The organism is Burkholderia sp. Ac-20384 (assembly GCF_017104605.1).
Taxonomy (GTDB): Bacteria; Pseudomonadota; Gammaproteobacteria; order Burkholderiales; family Burkholderiaceae; genus Burkholderia; species Burkholderia lata.
On sequence record NZ_JAAGPE010000006.1, the window covers coordinates 64782 to 84613 of the forward strand.

The 19832-nt window shown below is 66.6% G+C and carries 17 protein-coding genes; 10 read left to right on the top strand and 7 right to left on the bottom strand.

The genetic code is table 11. The features are described 5' to 3' along the window. Nucleotides 1-419 precede the first annotated feature (419 nt). Complete coding sequence (locus G3O00_RS02725) at nt 420-1928, top strand: DKNYY domain-containing protein (RefSeq protein WP_206141958.1); 1509 nt, start codon at nt 420-422, stop codon at nt 1926-1928. 138 nt (nt 1929-2066) lie between these two features. On the opposite strand, the gene G3O00_RS02730 is transcribed toward G3O00_RS02725, so the two are convergent. Continuing rightward, nucleotides 2067-3095, bottom strand: coding sequence for a DUF1338 domain-containing protein (locus G3O00_RS02730; RefSeq protein ID WP_206141959.1), 1029 nt, complete (start codon nt 3093-3095; stop codon nt 2067-2069). Between the two features lie 225 nt (nt 3096-3320). Between G3O00_RS02730 and G3O00_RS02735 the strand changes: the two genes are divergently transcribed. Further along, nucleotides 3321-4277 (top strand): LysR family transcriptional regulator, encoded by a 957-nt coding sequence (locus G3O00_RS02735; protein ID WP_206141960.1) that lies wholly within the window; start codon nt 3321-3323, stop codon nt 4275-4277. A 19-nt stretch (nt 4278-4296) separates the two neighbouring features. Here G3O00_RS02735 and G3O00_RS02740 read toward each other — a convergent pair whose 3' ends face one another. Together G3O00_RS02740 and G3O00_RS02745 are read right to left on the bottom strand one after the other, a co-directional pair. Further along, a complete protein-coding gene (locus tag G3O00_RS02740) occupies nt 4297-4830 on the bottom strand; it encodes a hypothetical protein (protein WP_241024907.1) in 534 nt (177 codons plus the stop codon). Nucleotides 4831-4857: 27 nt separating this feature from the next. Then, nucleotides 4858-6987, bottom strand: a complete 2130-nt coding sequence (locus tag G3O00_RS02745) for a TonB-dependent siderophore receptor (RefSeq protein ID WP_206141961.1) — start codon at nt 6985-6987, stop codon at nt 4858-4860. Between the two features lie 930 nt (nt 6988-7917). Between G3O00_RS02745 and G3O00_RS02750 the strand changes: the two genes are divergently transcribed. Further along, entirely contained in the window at nt 7918-9546 is a 1629-nt protein-coding gene (locus tag G3O00_RS02750; protein WP_206141962.1) for an NADP-dependent glyceraldehyde-3-phosphate dehydrogenase, read from the top strand. 87 nt (nt 9547-9633) lie between these two features. Here the strand turns inward: G3O00_RS02750 and G3O00_RS02755 are convergent, their stop codons facing one another. The 3 genes from G3O00_RS02755 to G3O00_RS02765 form a co-directional block, all read right to left on the bottom strand. Next, nucleotides 9634-10821 (bottom strand): T6SS immunity protein Tli4 family protein, encoded by a 1188-nt coding sequence (locus G3O00_RS02755; protein ID WP_241024908.1) that lies wholly within the window; start codon nt 10819-10821, stop codon nt 9634-9636. Nucleotides 10822-10933: 112 nt separating this feature from the next. After that, on the bottom strand, nt 10934-12100 hold the full coding sequence (locus G3O00_RS02760) for a Xaa-Pro peptidase family protein (protein ID WP_206141963.1): 1167 nt from the start codon (nt 12098-12100) through the stop codon (nt 10934-10936). A 132-nt stretch (nt 12101-12232) separates the two neighbouring features. Further along, nucleotides 12233-13561: an MFS transporter gene (locus G3O00_RS02765; protein WP_011356286.1), complete on the bottom strand. Its 1329-nt coding sequence runs from the start codon at nt 13559-13561 to the stop codon at nt 12233-12235. A gap of 271 nt (nt 13562-13832) precedes the next feature. On the opposite strand from G3O00_RS02765, the gene G3O00_RS02770 reads away from it, so the two are divergent. Further along, nucleotides 13833-14807 (top strand): LysR family transcriptional regulator, encoded by a 975-nt coding sequence (locus G3O00_RS02770; protein ID WP_174932204.1) that lies wholly within the window; start codon nt 13833-13835, stop codon nt 14805-14807. A gap of 18 nt (nt 14808-14825) precedes the next feature. On the opposite strand, the gene G3O00_RS02775 is transcribed toward G3O00_RS02770, so the two are convergent. Then, the gene (locus tag G3O00_RS02775) at nt 14826-15458 is read right to left on the bottom strand and encodes a LysE family translocator (RefSeq protein WP_206141964.1); all 633 of its coding nucleotides are present in this window, start codon (nt 15456-15458) and stop codon (nt 14826-14828) included. Between the two features lie 596 nt (nt 15459-16054). On the opposite strand from G3O00_RS02775, the gene G3O00_RS02780 reads away from it, so the two are divergent. The 6 genes from G3O00_RS02780 to G3O00_RS02805 all read left to right on the top strand — a co-directional run. Beyond that, the gene (locus G3O00_RS02780; RefSeq protein ID WP_011356289.1) at nt 16055-16378 is read left to right on the top strand and encodes a hypothetical protein; all 324 of its coding nucleotides are present in this window, start codon (nt 16055-16057) and stop codon (nt 16376-16378) included. A gap of 93 nt (nt 16379-16471) precedes the next feature. Next, nucleotides 16472-16705, top strand: a complete 234-nt coding sequence (locus tag G3O00_RS02785) for a hypothetical protein (protein WP_206141965.1) — start codon at nt 16472-16474, stop codon at nt 16703-16705. Then, nucleotides 16702-17247, top strand: coding sequence for a hypothetical protein (locus G3O00_RS02790; protein WP_206141966.1), 546 nt, complete (start codon nt 16702-16704; stop codon nt 17245-17247). The genes G3O00_RS02785 and G3O00_RS02790 overlap by 4 nt, the downstream gene beginning before the upstream one ends. Nucleotides 17248-17350: 103 nt before the next feature. After that, nucleotides 17351-17836, top strand: coding sequence for a DUF2946 family protein (locus G3O00_RS02795; RefSeq protein WP_174932201.1), 486 nt, complete (start codon nt 17351-17353; stop codon nt 17834-17836). A 242-nt stretch (nt 17837-18078) separates the two neighbouring features. Next, nucleotides 18079-19542, top strand: a complete 1464-nt coding sequence (locus G3O00_RS02800; RefSeq protein WP_206141967.1) for a PepSY domain-containing protein — start codon at nt 18079-18081, stop codon at nt 19540-19542. Continuing rightward, on the top strand, nt 19520-19832 hold a 313-nt coding region (locus G3O00_RS02805), incomplete at its 3' end, for a DUF2946 domain-containing protein (protein WP_346778948.1). The genes G3O00_RS02800 and G3O00_RS02805, both read left to right, overlap by 23 nt.

Sequence of the window (19832 nt, forward strand, 5' to 3'; positions counted from 1 at the left end):
GAATGGCCAGTTCACATCAAGACCTCGTCCAATCAATCGACCGGGTGATCGAAAGGCTTCTCCCAGGCAAGCGCTACGACGAATCGGCTGACGAATGATGGTTCGACTGGCGTGCCTTTTGTCGTCCGGTACCGGTGGATGTGACACATCGCGTCGAGAATTTTTGGGCCGTGTAAACCCGCGAGCCCGGCCGTCGTGTCAATGACGACGTTTCCCCGACGTGGCAGACGCCGCCCTGAACCGCACGGAATTTCGTGGGCCTTGCGTTACTTCGCCGCGTTCGCGGTCATCTTGACGATGCCCTGCGCGTAACCCGCATCGAAACGCAGGTCGGTCACCCAGCGGCGCGGCGCCCGCATTCCCGCCCGCGTTCCACGGCATACTACGGCGACCGCCACGACGCCCGCGCGCCATCCGCCATGCCCCAGCCGCCCCTGCAGGACACCAACCATCCCGACTACGCGATCGCCGGCGACACCGTGATCCGCCGCGCGGACGGCCTGCCGCTGTGGGGCAAGGACGGCAAGCCGCTGCCGATCGAACAGCCGCACGCGTTCCGCTGCATCGGCGGCCGCTGGTTCACCGACGGCGTACACGTGATCGTGCAAGGGCAACTCGGCAGCGCGATGGTGATGCTGTACTACTACCGGATCGAGGACGCCGATCTCGCGACGTTCGAGATCCTGAACCAGCGCTACGCGCGCGATGCGCGGCAGGCGTACTACATCACCGGCCGGACGATCCGCACGCGCAGCCCGCACGCGTTCCGGCCGCTCGTCTACGAAACCTGGAACCGGCCGGCCGACGGCCGCGGCGTGACGTTCGAGACGTGCGAGCACGAGTACCTCGCCACCGACGACGAATCGATCTACATGAACGGCCGCCGCATCAACGGCTCGCATGGCGCGAGCGCGATCGGCTTCCCCGGCGGCTACTTCGCAGATGCCGATCGCGTGTACTACTACGGCCGGCCGAAGGACATCGATCGCGCGAGCTTCCTGTGCGGCCCCGACGAGGCCGGCTACCTGCGATGCACCGACCGGATCGGCCCGATCGAATCCGGCGAACGGCAGACGGTGCAGGAGACACGCCTGTTCGACGACTGGCGCAGCTTCTTCACGATGCGCCCCGACCTGCGGGATTACTGGTGGCATCGGCAGCAGCAGCCGGCGGCAGACTCGACGGTGCGGTTCCAGGACGCGACGCTGACCGGCTTCGATCCCGCGACCTTCGCTGCGCGCGAGACGCTGTTCGATTTCGGTTCGATCGACTGGCTGTGCGGCGACGCGCACGGCATTCACTGGGCGTACCGGACCTGTGCGGAAATGCCGATCGAGCTGACCCGCTTCTCCGACCAGCCGATCGATGCGCTGCGCGTGCTCGGCCCGCACTATTTCACCGATGGCGTCACGGTGTTCTACGCGTTCACGCCCGCCCAGCCGCAGCCGCTGCGCGGCGCCGATCCGGCCGCGTTCCGCGTGCTGTCGGGCGGCTGGGCGCGCGATGCGACGCGGGCGTTTCACCTCGGTGTCGTCAAGAAAGGCATCGACCCCGATCGGTTGCATGTCGAAGGCAGCTATGCGTGGGACGGCGAGCGCCTGTTCTGCGACGGCAAGCCGCTGCAGGTCGACGTGCCGGCCAGCGCGTTCCAGGTGCTGCACCCGACGTTCCTGCGCGCCGGCGACAAGCTGTTCTTCGGCCGCCGGCCGGTATCGACGAAGCGCGTACACCTGCCGACGCTCGAATTCCTCGACGACGATTTCGCGCGCGACAGCAAGCACGCGTATATCGTCGGCTACGTGAGCCTCGTCGAGATCGACGGCGCCGATCCGGCCACGTTCCGCGTCGTCGAGCCGGGGACCGCGGAGGACAGCACCCGTCGCTACGACGCGCGCACCTTGCGCGACGCCACCGCGCCGCGCGACTGACGCACGCCGCCAAACGCAATCGGGCGGGACGCTGTCGCGCCCCGCCCGATCGGTCATCCTTTCCATCGGCTGCGGCCCGCCGGCCCCGGCACGGCGATCACGCCGCCGCCGCATGCACCGCTGGCCGCTTCGCCGACGTTACTTCGCCGCGTTCGCCGTCATCTTGAAGATGCCCTGCGCGTTGCCCGCATCGAAGCGCAGGTCGGTCACCCAGCGGCGCGCCGCCTGGTCGAACGTGCGCTTGCGCGTGATGAACTCGTAGAACGAACCCGGCACGTTACGCTTCACCGTGCCGCCGTCGCGCGTGCGGAATTCGCGCTCGACGGTATCCGCGCGATACGCGGTCTGGAACACGCGGCCCGAGCGCGAGCGCTCGACTTCCGGCTTCATCGGGCGACCCTTCGCCTTCTCGTCGTCGGACAGCTTGAACACGTCGGCAACGCGGTCGGTCGCATGGTTGAACGCGTTGCCTTCGGTCGAGATCCACGCCATTTCCGCCGATTCGAGCAGCAGCGTTTCGTAGTCGAGTTCGTTCGGCAGGTCGTGCTGGCGCGCGAACGCCCCGACGATCTCCGGCAGCAGCGCATGCGCGGCTTCCAGCGACAGCCAGCCTTCGCGTTCGACTTCCCACAGCAGCGCGACGGCCGCCGGCGACAGCGGATCGCGCGACGTGCTCACCACATTCGTCACGGCCTGCTGGAATTCCTTCGAGAAACGCTCCGGATGCAGTTCGCTGACGAAGAACTGCGCGATTTCGTCCGGTGCATCTTCATGCGCATACGCGCGGCCCGTCATGCCGAGCTTGTCGAGCGGGTAGCGGCCGTTCAGGCGGAAGCCGAGCGGACGCAGGATGCGCGTGAACGCGGCCTCGCCCGGCGGCAGCGCGCCGGTGTTCGGCCAGCGCACCGTGCGCAGCGCGCCATGATCGAAATAGACCGAACCGCCGCTTTCGATCGCCTCGGCCGTATACGCCCGGCCGTTCGCCGAACGGTCGAGCAGCCCTTCGAACAGCGCCATGTTCATCGCCTGCGCGATTTCCGCGCGCGTCACGACGCCGTCTTCCCATTCTTCGAGGATGGCCGGCATGTTCAGGGTCGAGAACAGGGCGTCGGTCTTCGCCTGTCCCAGCAGCTTCGTCAGCAAGCTCTCGATATTCGGATTGCGCATCAGGATTCTCGTCTCGGGGGACCGCCGGCAAACGTGCCGGCAACTCGTCGGCCGGCTGCCCTGCGGGCGCCTGGCCTTGCGTGGAGAGCATTATTCAAAGGGTTGCAGCCGGGCGTAAAGCGAGATTAAATTGATACGTGATGAGTTTTTGGAATTATTGGCCGTCCCCGCCTTCGCCCGCCGGCCCGCACCGGGCAGGTCCGTTCGTCAGACGAATCGAACATCATGCGCAAATTCAAGATCCCCAACATGGGCGCGCTCGTGGCTTTCGAAGCCGCCGCGCGCCACGAAAGCTTCACGCACGCGGCCAAGGAGCTGTTCCTGACCGAAAGTGCGGTATCGCGCCAGATCGCGACACTCGAAGCGAGCCTCGGCGTGCGGCTGTTCGCCCGCGTGAAGCAGCGCGTCGTGCTGACGCGCGCCGGCAAGCTGTACGGCACGCAGGTGCGCCGCGCGCTGGAGGCGCTCGACCGCGACACGCTGTCGATCATCGCGCACGGCAGCGGCGGCGGCTACCTGGAGCTGGCGGTGCTGCCGACCTTCGCGTCGCACTGGCTGATCCCGCGCATCAAGAGCTTCTACGACCGCACGCCCGACGTGCGCGTGAACATGGGCAGCCGCACCGACCTGTTCTCGTTCGAGGACACCCACTTCGAGGCGGCGATCCACTACGGCAAGCCAACCTGGCCCGGCACGTCGTCGGATTACCTGTTCGGCGAGGAAGTCGTGCCGATCTGCTCGCCGGCGCTGCTCGACGGGCCCGTGAAAAGCGTCGAGGATCTGCTCGCGTACCCGCTGCTGCACTCGACGACGCGCCCCGGCGCGTGGGCGCAGTGGTTCGAGACGCACGGCGTCGAGGACATCCGCACGATGCAGGGCGTGCGCTACGAGCTGCACACGATGCTGATCAGTGCGGCCGCGGCCGGGCTCGGCATCGCGCTCGTGCCGAAATTCTTCGTCGAGGAACAGTTGCAGCAGCTCGGGCTGGTGGTGCCGTGCGATGCGGCAACCGTCGGCGATTCCGCGTACTACCTCGTGTATCCGACGGAGTTCAGCCACAGCAAGCCGCTGGAGCTGTTTCGCGGCTGGCTGCTCGAGCAGGCGAGCGCGTATGCGGCGCCGGATTTCGATGCGAATGGCGGCGATGTGGAGGACGACGAGGACGACGAGGACGTCGAGTAACGGCGCGGTCGCGCCAGCCTTATGGTGCGGCGGCCTCGCACGCGTGTCGCGTCGGCGGGCTGGCCTTCACCACTTTCACCAGCCGTGCGTGATCGGGCTCTTCCAGCCCCGGGCACACGGTTTCCAGATCGCGGATCACGACCGTTGCACGCCCGTCGAAGCGGCATACGCCTTCGGGTTGCGCGGCGGGGAGCCGCAGTCTGCGCCGTGCATCGCTCTGGTTCGTGAACTGGATCACACCGGCGCGTTGAGAACGGTCCGGCAAGCGCCGCGCCGAAGCGTCGTCCTCATCGAACCACACGTCCGCCCCGATTGATTCGTCGCCGTAATCGAGCGCGTAACGGCCCGACAACGTGATCGCACGGCCGACGTACACCGAATGGCATTCGGGTTCGGCGTCGGCCGGAATCGTCTGCGCGTGCGCCGCGGCCGCGCCACCAGCCAGCCCCAACACGGCGCACAGCACTCGGGTGCGGCCGGCCATGCTCGAAAGATCAAACGCTTGGCGAATCATGGGCAGTGAGATGCGGATCGTCGTGACGAAGATCCGCATTGTCACCCGGCGCACGCATCACGTGCATCACATGTGCCACTTCACCGTCGCGGTGAGCGTGCGCGGATCGCCGGGCATGTTGTACAGGTCCGCATTGCCGTGCGCTGCGATGAAATAGCGGCGATCGAACAGGTTGTCGAGCGTGAGCGTCACGTCGACTTTCTTGCAGCGGTAGCCGGCGCCCAGGTTGAACACCGTGAACGACGGCAGCGTGACGAGGTCGCTCGCCGACGTGTAGCGCGCCGACTGGAACTGCATGCCGGCCGCCGCATAGAAACCGTACGGCAACTCGCGCTTGAGCCAAAGGTTCGCGCTGTGACGCGGCATCAGCCCCGGCGTGTTGCTCGACACCGCGACACCGGCCGCCGTCGATTGCGCGGAACCGTCGACCGTCCCGTTCAGGTACGCGTAGCCCGCGTACACCGACCACTTCGGCGCGATCTCGCCGGTGAAGCCGAGTTCCATCCCGTGCACGTGCTGCGTGCCGATCGGCAGCGCATAGCCGGGATTCGCCGGGTCGCCGATCTGCTGGTTGGTCTGGCGCATGTCGAACAGCGCGACGCTGGCCGTCGCCTTGCCGCCGAGGTCGAAGCGCGAGCCGACTTCATACGCGGTGGTCTTCTGCGGTGCGAGCGCGGCGCCGTTCGAGAACGCGCCGGCGCTGATCAGCGTATCGGCGAGCGGCGAGAACGACTGGCTGAACGAACCGTACAGCGTCAGCCAGTCGAGCGGTTCGTAGATCAGGCCGACGCGCGGGCTCCACGCGTGATCGGTGCGGTCGAGGTTGACGTTCGACGACGTGTAGTCGTGGCGGATCTGGTTCAGGTAGTCGAAGCGCAGCCCTGCGAGCACCTTCCAGTGTTCGGTCAGCGAGATCAAATCCTGCGCGTAGACGCCCGCGAGCCCGACGACGGTCGACGCGTTCGTCTTCGCCCGCGCGCCGGTCGGCACGCCGGGCAGGACCACCGGCTGCGGGTTGTAGAGATCGTAGGTCGCGACCTTCGACACGCTGTAGATCGTGTCGAACTTCTGCTGCTGCGACAGCTCGAGCCCGTACAGCAGCTCGTGGCGCATGCCGAACAGCGACGTCTTCTGCGTGAGCTCGAACATCCCGTCGATGCCGTGGTCGGTGCGCTGGCGGGTCGACTGGTCGAGCGTCACGACCGGGTGCGCAGCGGTCTTGATCGGCTCGTACGTCACGTAGTTCTTGCGTTCGAGCGAGAAGTCATACGCGCGGATCGCGCCATGGAACGACAGCGAATCGCTGAAGCGGTGATCGAGCGACACCGTCGCGCTCTTCGCGGAGATGTCGTTGTACGAGCTGTTCGCCGCGTCGGCCGGCCCGTAGACCGTGTTGATCGGCACGTCCACCGGCCGGCCGAGGTACGCGGGAATGCCCTGGTCGGACGTGCGGCGGTCGTGCAGGTAGTCGAATTCGACGTTCAGCACCGTGTTGCTGTCGAGCTTGAACTGCGCGGACGGCGCGATCGCCTGGCGATTGAGCTGGAACTGGTCGCGGAAGCTGTTCGAGTTCTCGGCCGCGCCGGTGATCCGGAAACGCGCCGCGTCGTTCGCATTCCAGCCGAGGTCGAATTCGCCGCGCCGCTCGCCGCGCGTGCCGAGCGTCACGCCCACGTCGCGCACCGGGTTCGCGTCGGGCCGCTTCAACACGCGATTCACGATGCCGCCCGCCGAGCCGCGCCCGTACAGCACGGCCGCCGGCCCCTTCAGCACTTCGACGTGATCGACGTTCGACAGGTCGCGATAGTAGAGCGCATCGTCGCGGATGCCGTCGACGTACTGGTCCGTGATGCTGTTGAAGCCGCGGATCGTGATCTGGTCGCGCTGGCCGTCGCCGACCGAAAAACCGACGCCCGGCACGTTGCGCAGCGCATCCTGCATCGACGTCGCGTTCTGGTCCTCGATCACCGCGTGCGGCACGACGTTCACCGTCTGCGGCACGTCCATCAGCGACATGTCGGTCTTGGTCGCCGCGCGCGAGTGGCCGCCGTCATACGACGCATGTTCGGCAGCCGCCTTGACGGAGATCGCGGGCAAGGTCGCCGCGGCGTCGCTCGCCTGTGCGAAGGAGGTGCGTGCGCCGGCCAGCGACGTGGCGATCAGCAGCGCATGGCACGCGCTCTTGTTGAGTTTCATCGTTGAAGTAGAGGCTGAGGGAAAACGGCGAACGGAAACGCATCCGGCCAACGCGCGAACCACGCTGTGGATCGGCCGACGACATCCTTTCCGTGAAAAGAAGCGGCGCGCGAGGGATCGCCTCGTCGCGCGGGCGGGCCGGTGAACGGCCGGCGCGGGTGGCGGCCGGCCGGCAGGAGCGGCACGAAAGCAGCCGTGACGCTCCGTCACGGCTCGTAACGGAGCGAAATATTAAACGAGAATGATTCGTATTTTTAGTTAATTTTTAACGTGTCGCCTGCCCGCAACGTGCACGCGCGCAGCGCTCTGCATTCCTGACGAATACCTTTCTGCTTTGCGCTTTTATGCGGTCGGATCGTAATAAAAACGAAAGAAATTCTTCGACCACTTCAGGCGATGAAGGGCCGGGCAACAGGCAGGATTCGGGAGACGACGACGAAAGGACTGGAGAGGATCACGAAGCATCCGTCGAAACAGACGGAACGCATTCGAAGTCCGGCGCGCGCCGGACCGGGCAACCCCGACCCGGCGCTCCGGGCAGCCGACCTCGCATCGGCAGTGCGGCGGACCTTCTTCTGTTCTTCACTACATATGCTCTCAGGTTCACTTCATTTTTTTCTTCGCCGCGCCGGGCCATTATCCGCGCAATCCGGCCCAAGGGAAACGTTTGCGGGCCTGGTTGGCGTGTTATACCAAGCATTCGGCAACAGTCTTTCTAAATGCTTACGGCGCATGCGGCTCCGTTCGGCAAATCTTGCATTCGCGCCGGCGTTCCTTTTTAATGGAACTGGTTCCATTCGCTGATTCGGCCATGGCCACGCGTGACGCGTCGTCGTCCGCGCGTCATCATGCCGATTCAGGATCGAGGATCACCCCGCTCAGGATTCGCATCGCCCGTCCTTCCCGGACACCCTGTCAAACGAGACCGTCATGCCCGATTCCGCCTCCCTGCAGCAGTTGTTTCCCGCCTTTCAGGACATCCCCGCCGAGTACCGGCTGACTTCACCGATTCACCAGCGCTTGTCGCTCGTCGACGGCGAGTTACGGCCGTGGGACGGCGCGACCAAGACCGTGCTGTCGCCGGTGTGCGTGCGACAGGCGGACGGCAGCGTCGAGCAGGTCGAGATCGGCAGCTACCCGGTGATGGGTGAAACGGAAAGCGACGCAGCGCTCGACGCCGCGGTGCGCGCGTACGACGCAGGCCGCGGCGAGTGGCCGACGATGAAGGTCGAGCAGCGCATCGCGTGCATGCAGGACTTCATCAAGCGGATGGTCGCGCAGCGCGAGCTGGTGGTGAACCTGATCATGTGGGAGATCGGCAAGAGCCTCGCCGATTCGCAGAAGGAGTTCGATCGCACCGTCACGTACATGACGCAGACGATCGACGCGCTAAAGGAGCTCGACAACGCGAATTCGCGCTTCGTGATCGCCGAAGGCACGATCGGCCAGATCCGCCGCACGCCGCTCGGCGTCGTGCTGTGCATGGGCCCGTACAACTATCCGCTGAACGAGACCTTCGCGACGCTGATCCCCGCGCTGCTGATGGGCAACACCGTGGTGTTCAAGCCTCCTCAGTACGGCACGCTGCTGTTCGAGCCGCTGCTCGAAGCGTTCCGCGACGCGTTCCCGAAGGGCGTGATCAACACGATCTATGCGCCGGGCGCGGTGGTCGTGCCGCACATGCTCGCGTCGGGCAAGATCAACGTGCTCGCGCTGATCGGGTCGAGCAAGGTGGCCGACCATCTGAAGAAGCAGCACCCGAAATCGCACCGGCTGCGCGCGATCCTCGGCCTCGACGCGAAAAACGCGGCGATCGTGCTGCCCGACGCCGATCTCGACCTCACCGTGAAGGAATGCCTGCTCGGCGCGCTGTCGTTCAACGGCCAGCGCTGCACCGCGCTGAAGATGCTGCTCGTGCACCGCTCGATCGTCGACGAATTCCTGAAGCGCTTCACCGCCGCGCTCGAACAGCTGAAGATCGGCATGCCGTGGGAGAAAGGCGTCAGTATCACGCCGCTGCCGGGCATGCATCGCACGGCCTATATGACGGATGCAATCGACGACGCGAAGGCCAAGGGCGCGCAGGTCGTCAACCATTCGGGCGGCGAGTTCAGCAAGACGCTGTTCTATCCGGCCGTCGTGTATCCGGTGTCGGAAGGGATGAAGCTGTACCGCGAGGAACAGTTCGGGCCGATCATTCCGGTGGCGACGTTCGACGACGTCGACACCGCGCTCGATTACGTGACGACGTCGGATCACGGCCAGCAGGTCAGCATCTTCGGTTCCGACCCGGCGCAGATCGGCGCGCTCGTCGATCCGCTCGTGAACCAGGTGTGCCGCGTGAACATCAACTGCCAGTGCCAGCGCGGGCCCGACGTGTTCCCGTTCGCGGGCCGCAAGGATTCGGCGGAAGGCACGCTGTCGGTGAGCGACGCGCTGCGCGCGTTCTCGATCCGCTCGATGGTCGCGGCGAAGCAGACCGACAGCAGCAAGCAGCTGCTCGATTCGATCGTGTCGGATCACTACTCGAAGTTCATCAATACGGGCTTTATTTTCTGAAGCCGCTCTGATTCGGGCGCCCTCCGCCGCGCCTCAGTGCGGCGGAGTCGTCGGATCGAGCATGCATATCACCTCATCCGCCTCCTGTCAGATCGCACCCGGCCTCGCGCGCAGGCTGTTCACCAGTGTGTCCCATACTTGCAACGCGCCCGCTTCATCGACCGGCGAGGTGGCTTTCTCAGGTGGCAGGTCGCCGCGCGCGGGGGCGCCCAGCAGCAGTTCGACCGATGTGTGCGGCTGCTCAACCGTCGCGGGATTCCCCGGCGCGAGCAAGTAGAATCGATAGACCGTGACCGCGCCATCCCTGAGCGCAAACAGCACCTCCTCCGCGTCCATGCCGGCGACTTGCCGTTTGCCTCGGCGCAGGATGCTGTAGTGTCCCGGCATGCGATTGAGCGTCGCGCGCAGATTGCGAGTGAGCGGCTGCTTCAGATCTTCGTCTACCGCATCCCGCAGCTTGATCACGAGCAGCGCCGGTCGGCCCGGCATCAACGCGAACGACTGACTGACTTCTTCCGAGTAAGTCGACGGGCCCGTGACGATGCCACCATCGAAACAGAAACCCGATTCCGTCGGCACGGCCCAGTTATCGCGCACCTTGATGCGGCGGTAGGTATCGTCATAGATGCTTTCGGCCCGGTCCAGCACATCCGCACCGATCAGGCTCGTCGTCTGGACGAGCGTGCGGTTCGCGAACAGATAACCTTCCGTATCGAACGGCAAGGCGACAGCTTTCGCCACCGCGTCGTTGAAGACGAAAACCCGTGAGTGCGACACCGGCGAGAAGGCCTTTTCCAGCGACATGCGTCCCGTCTGCTCCTGCAGATCGACGGGATTCACCCGCTGTTTGGTGCGCAGTTCTTTCTCCCGCGCCGCGACTTTGGCGTCGTAGTCCTCCACTGACACATCGTGCGTCGTCACCAGCTTGTCGCCGCGGTACTCGTAACTCTCGTTCGAGATCTCGCTCGAGACGGGCCGGTCGAACATAAGGCGACCGATGCACCACGGACGCAATTCCGATAACAGGGGATTGTTCATCCCGGGTTCCACGGCATACGCAAACGCGCAGGCGCACAGCCCCGCCAGCAATAGCAGCGAACGAACAAAACGCGCCATCACGATCCTCCCCGCACATTGATATCTTTCATTGTCTGCCCCCTGTTGCCGAGAAGCACCCGGCGCGTCCATGTTTGGCGTGAAGCAAGCCTCGACACCGATATCTTTCGTGACTATAGGCGAGCCCATGACGTCCGGTATGCAATTCACCGGAATCATGGGGTGCAGATCTTGAAGTGCATCGATGGACGCTTCAAGTTCGGAAGCGCGCCGTTCGCAAAAAAGCCGCTGCACATGCCCGTGCAGCGGCTTTTTCTTGGCCTGCGCGTGACTACGCCCGAACCGGGAACGTCAACGCATCCAGCGCCAGCGGCCCGCCGGTCAGCTGAACCGGGCCTTCATCGCCGATCAGCACCGTATCGGAATGACGGAACCCGCCGACACCCTCGATGTAGATGCCCGGCTCGATCGTCAGGCACATCCCCTTCTCGATCGGCCGGTCGTAGCCTTCGGCGAAGAACGGCGCCTCGTGCGCGGTGACGCCCATCCCGTGCCCGGTCCGGTGCAGCATCCGGTCGCCCATCCCCGCGCGGCGGAAATAGTCGTTGACCTTGCGATCGACGTCGCTCAGCAGCGCGCCCGGCATCGCCGCGTCGAACGCGATCCGCCGCCCTTCCGACATCACGTCGAACGCGCGTCGCGCCGCGTCGGGAACGTGGCCGAGGAAGAAGGTCCGCTCGACTTCCGCGCCGTAGCCGTTCATCACCGCATTGACGATCGACACGTGCGGGCCGCCCTCCTCCATCCGCATGTCGATGTTGCTGAAGTTGTGCGGATCGTGCGACACGCTGCCCGGCTGGAACACCGCGACGATCCGCGTCGCCGACGGGTTCAGCGACGGATCGTCGGCCAGCAGCCGCTGCATGATGTAGCCGCGAATGCGCGACGACATCTCCGCCATCCCGAGGCCCGGGCGCGCTTCGTTCAGCAGCAGGTTGTGCGCGTCGGTCGCGATCCCGCACGCGTACACGTGGCGGCTGATCTCGTAGTCGGACTTGATCATCCGCACGTCGTCGATGACGTCGATGCATACGCGCTCGCCCGGCGTCTGCGCATAGACCTGCAACGGACACACCGACTCGACGCCGACTCGCTCGCCCGGCCCGAACAGCGCCTTGAAACGGTCGCTCCATTCGCGCCCGGCCGGCGCCGGGAATTCGAAGTAGGGAATCAGCTCGAGTTCGCCGATCGAGCGCGTGCGCACATGCGGCTGCTCGAGCTGCGGCACGACGAATTGCGGTGGGCCGCTGCGCGAGATGACCAGCACGAACGGCCGCTCGTGAACGATGTTCGCGAAGTTCGTCAGGTAGTAGATGTTGTCCGGCGAGAACGCTACGTAGCGATCGAGGCCGGCTTCCGCCATGCGTGCGCGCACGCGGTCGAGGCGTCCTTTGAGTTCCGCCTCGCTCGGCGGCGCGAAGGTGGGTGTGAGCTTCATGCGTGACTTCTCCTGTTGAGGGTGAGGGGGCGGCCGCATGGGCCGGTTAATGCGACATCGCCATTCCGGTGCACTCTATTCATTCGTTATCCTCTATTTCATCGAAGCGAACATCGACTGAATCCGGCTCGCTTATTCGCTCGGCATGCGCCGGAACCCGAGCAGCGCGACCAGGCTCACGACCGACATCGCGACGATGTACAGCGCCGGCGACGCCTTGTTGTGCGTGGTTGCGATCAGCCACGTGACGATCAGCGGGGAAAAACCGCCGAAGACCGTCGTCGGGATGTTGTACGACACCGCAAGCCCGGTGCTGCGCACCGCGGCCGGGAATGCCCGCGCGGACAGCGCGGGCACCAGCCCGACGAGCACGCCCATCGGCGCGGCGGCAGCGGCCTGCATGATCAGCAGGTTGCGCAGCGAAGGGCTCGCGATGACCCACAGATAGAGCGGCAGCGTGATCGCGGACAGCACGACGATCGCGGCGGCGACCATCGCGACCGGCCGGCGCCAGACGTCGCCGAGCAGGCCCGCGACCGGCGCGATCGCCACCATCACGATGCCGGCGACCGTCGTGCTCATGAACGGCGCGGACATCGGCAACCCGAGCTGCTTCACCGCGAATGTCGGCATGTAGATCAAATACATGTAGAACGCGGCCGTACTGACGATCGTCACGCCGATCGCCGCGAGGAACGACGCGAGGTGCTCGCCGAACAGGCGCTTGAGCACCTGCGAAACCGGCAGTGCTTCGCCGTGCACGAACGCATCGGTTTCCGACACGCTCCTGCGGATGTAAAAGCCGACCGGACCGATCAGCAGGCCGACCACGAACGGCACACGCCAGCCCCAGCTTTCGAGTTGGTGCGCGCTGAGCGACGTCGTCAGGATCGTGCCGATCGTGCCGCCCAGCACGATGGCCAGCATCGTGCTCGACATCTGCAGGCTCACGAAGAAATGGCGTCGATGCGGCGGCGCCTTTTCCGCGAGGAAGGCAACGGTGCTGCCGAATTCGCCCGATGCCGCGAAGCCCTGCACGAGCCGCGCCAGCACGAGGATCGTCGCGCCGAGCCAGCCGGCCTGCGCATACGGCGGCGCCACCGCGATCGCGGCCGTGCCGGCCAGCATCAGCCAGATCGTCATGGACATCGCCGCCTTGCGGCCATACCGGTCGCCGTACAGCCCGAGCACGACACTGCCGAGCGGCCGCACGACGAACCCCACGCCGAAGGTCGCCGTCGCGAGCAACAGCGACCCGACCTGCCCGGCCACCGGGAAAAACAGCTTCGCGATCACGCTGGCGAAATAGCCGTAGATCACGAAATCGAACCATTCGAGCGCGTTGCCTGCGGCGGCCGCCGCGACGTCGCGCATCGTGCCGGCCCGCGCAGACGGCTGCGCCGCAACCGAAAGGCGATCGAGCGCGATGGCGCCGGCCGGATTCACTGCATCCTCTTTCATCGTTTGTCTCCTCCACCTGCTGGCTGCAGTGGTTTCGTGCTCATGTTCGATGCGCACCGTTACCGCGTCCAACGGATTTCCGGAATATGATCATCACCAACGTGAATAATGGTGCGAACGCGACGCGCGGCTTCGTCGCGTCGCCGGCCGGCTCGCGGCAAGGGCAAACGCGGCCTTGCCCGGACGGCCCGTCGCCCTGACACTGGCCGCCACGATGATCCGGTTCCCGACGCCACGCGCAGGATGCCGGCCCCCGAATGGGAGATGTGCGATGAAGGATGTGTTCCGCCAGCTCGACCTCAACCTGCTGCGCGTGTTCGCGGCATTGATGGCCGAAGGCAACGTCACGCGCGCCGCCGAGCGGCTGGCGCTTTCACAGTCGGCGGTCAGCAATGCATTGCGCAGGCTGCGCGAATCGCTCGGCGACGTGCTGTTCGAGAAGACCGTGTCGGGTGTGAGACCGACCGCGCGGGCGCGCGAGCTGTGGTCGGCGGTCCAGCCGCACTTCGACGCACTGAAGCAGGCGATCTCGCCCGACCAGTTCGACCCGCAAGAGCATCGCGGCACCTTCACGATCGCGATGTCGGACTACTCGGTCGAGCGCATCATGCCGCGCCTCGCGCACTTCATGGGCGAGCATGCGCCATCGATGCGGATCGAGCTCACGCCGTTCAGCGTCGCCGACCTGCCGGCCATGTTCGACCGCGGCGGTGTCGACCTCGCGATCGGCGGGTACCTGAACGACTCGAGCCCGAGCAGCGGCGTGCGCACGCACGAGATGTGGCCGATCCACTGGAGCTGCCTGATGCGCAAGGATCACCCGCTCGCGAAGGGGCCGCTTACGCTGAAACGCTTTCTCGCGGCGCGGCATCTCGACGTCGGGTTTTCCGGCATGCGGGTGCCGGTGTACGACAGCCTGCTCTCCGCGCACGGCCTGCAGCGCAATCTCGTCCTCACGCTGAATGCGTACTCGCCCGCGCTGGCGATCATCCGGGAGTCGGACTTCATCGGCGTGCTGCCGACCACGCTGCTCGATCTGTCGATCCATGAAAAGGAACTGGTGTCGCGGCAACCGCCGGTGCGCATGCCCGCTCGGCCTTACTGCGTGATCTGGCATCAGCGCTGGGACAGCCATCCCGCGCACCGCTGGCTGCGGCAGACGATCGTGTCGCTGTTCACGCGCCCGGCGGAGCAGCCGGGCGACGCCGTGCGTTCGCCCAAGCGACGCGCCGCCCGCCAGCGCTAGATGCGCGGGCGTGCCGCCTCACACGTTCGACACCAGCAGCCGGATCCCGGCCACGCCGAACACGACGGCGAGACACGCTTCCATCGCACGCCGGCCGCGCACGTAGAGCCGGCGCGCACCGTCCATCGAGAACACGAGCGCATAGCCGCCGAATACCAGGCCCCCGATCACGAGGCAGCCCGGCACGACGGTGCCGTGCGACGCGCCCGCACCGTTCGACGACAGCGCGACGATCGACACCCACACGAGGATCGCTTTCGGATTGGTCAGGTGCAGCATCGCGCCGCGACCATAGAAGCGCGACAGACGTTGTTCGCCCGCCGCGTTCAGCGACGTCGCCGCCTTGCCCGACCACGCCGTGCGCCCCGACTTGAATGCGAGCCACAGCAGGTACAGCCCGCCGAAGAGCTTGATCGCGACCAGCAGCTTCGACCACGCCAGCAGCGCGGCCGACACGCCGAGCGCCGCCACCGTCGCCCAGAACATCGACCCGGAAATGACGCCGAGCGCAAACGCGAGCGCCGCCTTGCGGCCCTGGTTCGCGGCGACCGACATGATCGCGAGATTGCTCGGCCCGGGGCTGGCGGTGCCGATGAAATAGGCCGTGTAGGCCAGCAGCAGGTTGGCCGAGAAGAAGGCGTGGACGCTCATGTCGAACCTCGCAGGGATGATCAGGGGATTGTTGGCAAATGCGCGCCGTCTGCCCATGCACAATTGGCCGGCAATTCGCTGGGCCAGTTGGACAGCGCGCGCAACCGGATCGCCGCGGGCAAATCCGTCTCGGATTTGAAACACCCGTCACATTCGCGGGCGGCGCCCGCCGCCCCGGGGCGAAGGTCCCGTCGCACCGCGTCCGGCCGGCCGAACGCCTGGCAGGCGCAGGCGGAATGCACGGGCCGCCGCGGGTCGCGTGGTTCGTCGCGGAAACGCGTCACGTGATTTAAACGGGCGTTACGTTACATCCGTGAAGCATTTCGCCTCGGCGAGCCGCCCCGGGTATCCGGTCGTCGTTACATCGCGCATGTAGATGGCAGCCTCGATCACCGCCCCCACCCAGCACCGGCGGGACTCGCCGCCCCGCGTCGCAGCGCCGCTCAACAATACTCAACAATCGTCTCGCGAGGCTGGTACGGAACCTGCATGCCATTCTGGTAACAACCGCGCCGGTCACCGCGCGAACACGAACCCACCTTCGGGCGCATCCACCGGATACGTCCGAACGATCCGAGCAAGTTACGAGGCCCTTCATGGATGCGCTGCCCAATTCGTCCGACACGTCGTTCCAGCTCTTTCTCGCGAAGCTGCTCGAACAGCCGTTGCCCGACTGGACCGAAAAACAGCAGATGGAACTCGAGATGGCACGCTCGTTGTCCACCGAAATGGTTCACCTCGCCGAGGACATGCGCGGCCACACGCCCGATCTCGCGCGCTGCCTCGTGCTGCTGCGCTACGCGAAGGTGCTCGACTTCATGCTGACGTCGCTCGCCGCGCACCGCGACATTCATCCGCAGACGCTGCGCACGCTGTTCCGGCTCGCGAACCTGAAAGTCGACGATGCGTATCCGGCCTGAGCCGGCGCAATGCATCGGCTGCCGCGGGCGTCGCGCACGGCCACGGCGGCCCTTCCCGATTCGCGGCGCGCACATGCCCGATGACCTCGCCGCATGATCCCCAGGAATCGGAAATCCCGACTGGCCGGCGCACTCGGCGTGTTCGTGAAACGCTACGGCCGCAAGGCGCAGAAGCATCTCGACCCGAACGATCGCCGCTACGATCACGGCGTCGAGCGGACGATGCGGCGCTTGTCGCCGGCCGACCTGTCCGATCTGCTGGCCGACGCTGACGGCACCGCGGACGATACCGAAGCCGGTTTCGCCGAAGAGAGACGCACGCCGTGAACGCTGTCGACTTCGACCAGATCTGGCCGGCCATCTGCGAAACCCCTGCCTGGTCCGTGACGAAAGGCCAGGGCAGCTTTCTCACGTTCGAATTCGGGCAACCCGCGCTGCATATCAGGGAGCCGCTCGCCGGCTCGCCCGGCCTGTCCGCGACGGCGCGGGACCAGCTTGCATCGCGGCACGTGACGGTCGCCGGCAACGGGCATCTGTGGATCTGCTACTGCCATTGGTCGATCGCGCTCGACGGGCACGAGCTCGCGCACAGCGAATCCCGATCCGGCGACATCGCGGCCGCCGCGCAACGGCTCGACGGGCAGATCCTGCAGTCGGTCACGCCCTGCGCGCAGCCGGGTTCGTGGGCGTTCGATTTCGACCTCGGCGGCAAGCTGACGACCTGGCCATACGGCGACGATCCGGCCGACGAACAGTGGCATCTGTACGACCGGCGTTCGGGCAACGTGCTGACCGCCCGAGCGGACGGCACCTGGTCGTATGGCCCGGCGAACGCGCCGCCCGGCAGCGGATTGTTCGGTTCCGAATAGCCGCCCGCGTGCTTTCGTCCGCGTCCGGCAGCACGCCGGGCTGATGCCGCTCATCAGCGTGGCGGCCGGCTCCTCCCCGCAAACGGAGGTACAATCGCGCGCCATGAACGCACTTCGCCGCTTCCTGCTCCGGCAAGGCGTCGCGCGACAGCTTCTGTGGGGGTTCCTCCTCGTGACGCTGCTGTCCCGCGCGCTGATGTCGGGCGCCGTGATGCTCGATCCGGACGGTCCGGATGCGGGCTCGGTGGTGCTGTGTTCGGGCCGCGGCCCGCTGATCGTCAACGTGGCCGCACTCGCCGCCCGTTTCGATGCCGGCGCGCCGATCACACCGGCCAACGATGCGCTCGCACTCGCCGATGCGCTCAAGCATGACGGGCATGCCGACAACACGGCCTCGTCCGGCAACGGCGACAGCCTGTGCGCATTCGGTGCCGCACTGTTCACGGCGCTGGCGTCGTTCGTGCTGCTGGTGCTGCTGTTTCCCGCCGCCGCGCCGCGGCGCTTCCGGATTCGCTTCGACCGTATTCCCATCGTGCGATCGATCTTCGACGATCGCCCACCCTCCCGCGCGCCTCCCCTGTTCTGCTGACGGTTCCGCCCAGTGGCTCGTGCACGTCGACGTGCGCGGGCCCGCATGCCGTTCGTCTCACACGACCTGATTCAAGCGTTCACCCGCCTGCCCGCCTCGCGCGGGCGACGCCGTCATGCGCCGCTTCTGCGCATGACGCCGCGCCGCCCGTTTCGTCGATGCCGGCCGGCGGGCGCAACGCGCGTTGACGTCCGCCGGCTCGCACCGGCGCGGCCGCTCAACGAACCCGAGGAGCTGACACCATGTCGACCACCGTCGAACGGGCGATCTCGCCCGCCCAATCCACCCACGCCGGCTACCGGACGCTCTGGCGCTGGCACTTCTATGCCGGCCTGTTCGTCATGCCGTTCCTGGTGGTCCTCGCGATCACCGGAACGCTCTATTGCTTCCAGCCGCAGATCGAGCCGCTGCTGTATCCGCACCGGCTGGTCGTCGAGCCGCGCACCACGCCGCGACTCGATGTCGACGCGCTGCTCGCGAGCGCGCGCACCGCGATGCCGGCCGGCGCGACGCCGGTGTCCGTGCAGGTCTCGACCGCGCCGGACCGCAGCGCCGAATACGTGTTCCGGCTGCGCGACGGCCGCCGCGAGAGCGTGTACGTGAACCCATACGACGGCAGCGTGCTCGGCACGCTGAGCGTCGAGAACCGCTTCATGCAGATCGACCGGATGCTGCATCGCAAGCTGCTGCTCGGCAAGACGGGCGAGTTGCTGATGGAGCTCGCCGCGTGCTGGACCTTCGTGATGATCGGCACCGGGATCGCGCTGTGGTGGCCGCGCGGCGCGGCACGCGTCGGGCAAGCCCTGCGCCCCGACCTGTCGCTGCGCGGCCGGCCGCTGTGGAAAAACCTCCACGCGACGGCCGGCATCTGGCTCGCGGCCGGCACGGTCGCGTTCATCCTGACGGGGCTGCCGTGGTCGGGCTCGTGGGGCAAGAACTTCAAGGCGCTGGCCGCGACCGTCAACCTCGGCGCGCCGGAAGGCGCCTGGGGCGGCGGGTCGGTGCGCTCGACGCGCCCGGGTGCCGCCGCGGTGCCCGCACCTGCCGAGGCCGCCGCGCCGGCCGGCCATCACCACGAATCCGGCGAGTCGATGCCGGGGATGGTGATGGACGACCTGCCGTTGCCGCAAACGCCGTGGGCGGTCGGCAACGTGCCCGTCCCGCATTCGCCGTCGGCGCCGACACCGGCACCGCTGCCGCTGGCCCGCGCAATCGCGATCGTCGCGGGCCTCGGCGTGACGAGCGGCTACACGCTCGCGCTGCCGTCCGGCGCGGACGGCGTGTTCACCGCGTCGTACTTCCCCGACGACCCGAAAGCCGAGCGGACGATCTACATCGACCAATACAGCGGGGCCGTGCTGAAGGACATCCGCTACGACGACTACGGCGCGGTATCGCGCGCCGTGTCGTACGGCACGTCGCTGCACATGGGCCGCTACTTCGGGCTCGCGAACCAGATCATCTGCGCGGTGCTGTCGCTCGGGCTCGCCGCGATGGCCGTCACGGGCACCGTGATGTGGTGGAAGCGTCGCCCGGCTCGCAAGCTGGGCGCGCCGTCGCGCGAGCGCGGCACGCCGCCGATGCGCGGCTGGATCGCGGGGCTCGTGCTGCTCGGCATCGTCTTCCCGCTGATGGGGGCGACGATCGTCGCGGTCTGGTTGATCGATCGTCTGCTGTTTGGCCGTGCGGCACGCGCGGCGGCCTGATTCATCGCGCGCCGGCGTACGCGGCGCGCCGACACGGCAAGCCCGGGCCACGGCGTGGCTCGGGCTGTTCGCGCTCGTGCTCGCGCTCGTCGCGCCGCTGATCTCGCAACTGCGCGCAGCCGCACCCGATGACGGCCTGCCGGCCGCGCCGATCTGCTCTGCAACCGGCAACACGCTCGTGGCGCACGCGGAATCGCCCGCGCCGTCCGCTTCTCCAGCCGATTCGCCGTCTGACAAGCATTTCGACCGCTGCGGCTATTGCGGCCTGCTCGCCGGCCATCCGCCGCTGC

What these genes read in the sequence shown, in the direction of transcription:
- G3O00_RS02755 (WP_241024908.1), bottom strand. Translation starts at nt 10,821, where the DNA reads ATGATTCCGGTGAATTGCATACCGGACGTCATGGGCTCGCCTATAGTC.
- G3O00_RS02730 (WP_206141959.1), bottom strand. Translation starts at nt 3,095, where the DNA reads ATGCGCAATCCGAATATCGAGAGCTTGCTGACGAAGCTGCTGGGACAG.
- G3O00_RS02740 (WP_241024907.1), bottom strand. Translation starts at nt 4,830, where the DNA reads ATGCGGATCTTCGTCACGACGATCCGCATCTCACTGCCCATGATTCGC.
- G3O00_RS02770 (WP_174932204.1), top strand. Translation starts at nt 13,833, where the DNA reads ATGAAGGATGTGTTCCGCCAGCTCGACCTCAACCTGCTGCGCGTGTTC.
- G3O00_RS02775 (WP_206141964.1), bottom strand. Translation starts at nt 15,458, where the DNA reads ATGAGCGTCCACGCCTTCTTCTCGGCCAACCTGCTGCTGGCCTACACG.
- G3O00_RS02760 (WP_206141963.1), bottom strand. Translation starts at nt 12,100, where the DNA reads ATGAAGCTCACACCCACCTTCGCGCCGCCGAGCGAGGCGGAACTCAAA.
- G3O00_RS02750 (WP_206141962.1), top strand. Translation starts at nt 7,918, where the DNA reads ATGCCCGATTCCGCCTCCCTGCAGCAGTTGTTTCCCGCCTTTCAGGAC.
- G3O00_RS02800 (WP_206141967.1), top strand. Translation starts at nt 18,079, where the DNA reads ATGTCGACCACCGTCGAACGGGCGATCTCGCCCGCCCAATCCACCCAC.
- G3O00_RS02735 (WP_206141960.1), top strand. Translation starts at nt 3,321, where the DNA reads ATGCGCAAATTCAAGATCCCCAACATGGGCGCGCTCGTGGCTTTCGAA.
- G3O00_RS02765 (WP_011356286.1), bottom strand. Translation starts at nt 13,561, where the DNA reads ATGAAAGAGGATGCAGTGAATCCGGCCGGCGCCATCGCGCTCGATCGC.
- G3O00_RS02780 (WP_011356289.1), top strand. Translation starts at nt 16,055, where the DNA reads ATGGATGCGCTGCCCAATTCGTCCGACACGTCGTTCCAGCTCTTTCTC.
- G3O00_RS02725 (WP_206141958.1), top strand. Translation starts at nt 420, where the DNA reads ATGCCCCAGCCGCCCCTGCAGGACACCAACCATCCCGACTACGCGATC.
- G3O00_RS02785 (WP_206141965.1), top strand. Translation starts at nt 16,472, where the DNA reads ATGATCCCCAGGAATCGGAAATCCCGACTGGCCGGCGCACTCGGCGTG.
- G3O00_RS02745 (WP_206141961.1), bottom strand. Translation starts at nt 6,987, where the DNA reads ATGAAACTCAACAAGAGCGCGTGCCATGCGCTGCTGATCGCCACGTCG.
- G3O00_RS02795 (WP_174932201.1), top strand. Translation starts at nt 17,351, where the DNA reads ATGAACGCACTTCGCCGCTTCCTGCTCCGGCAAGGCGTCGCGCGACAG.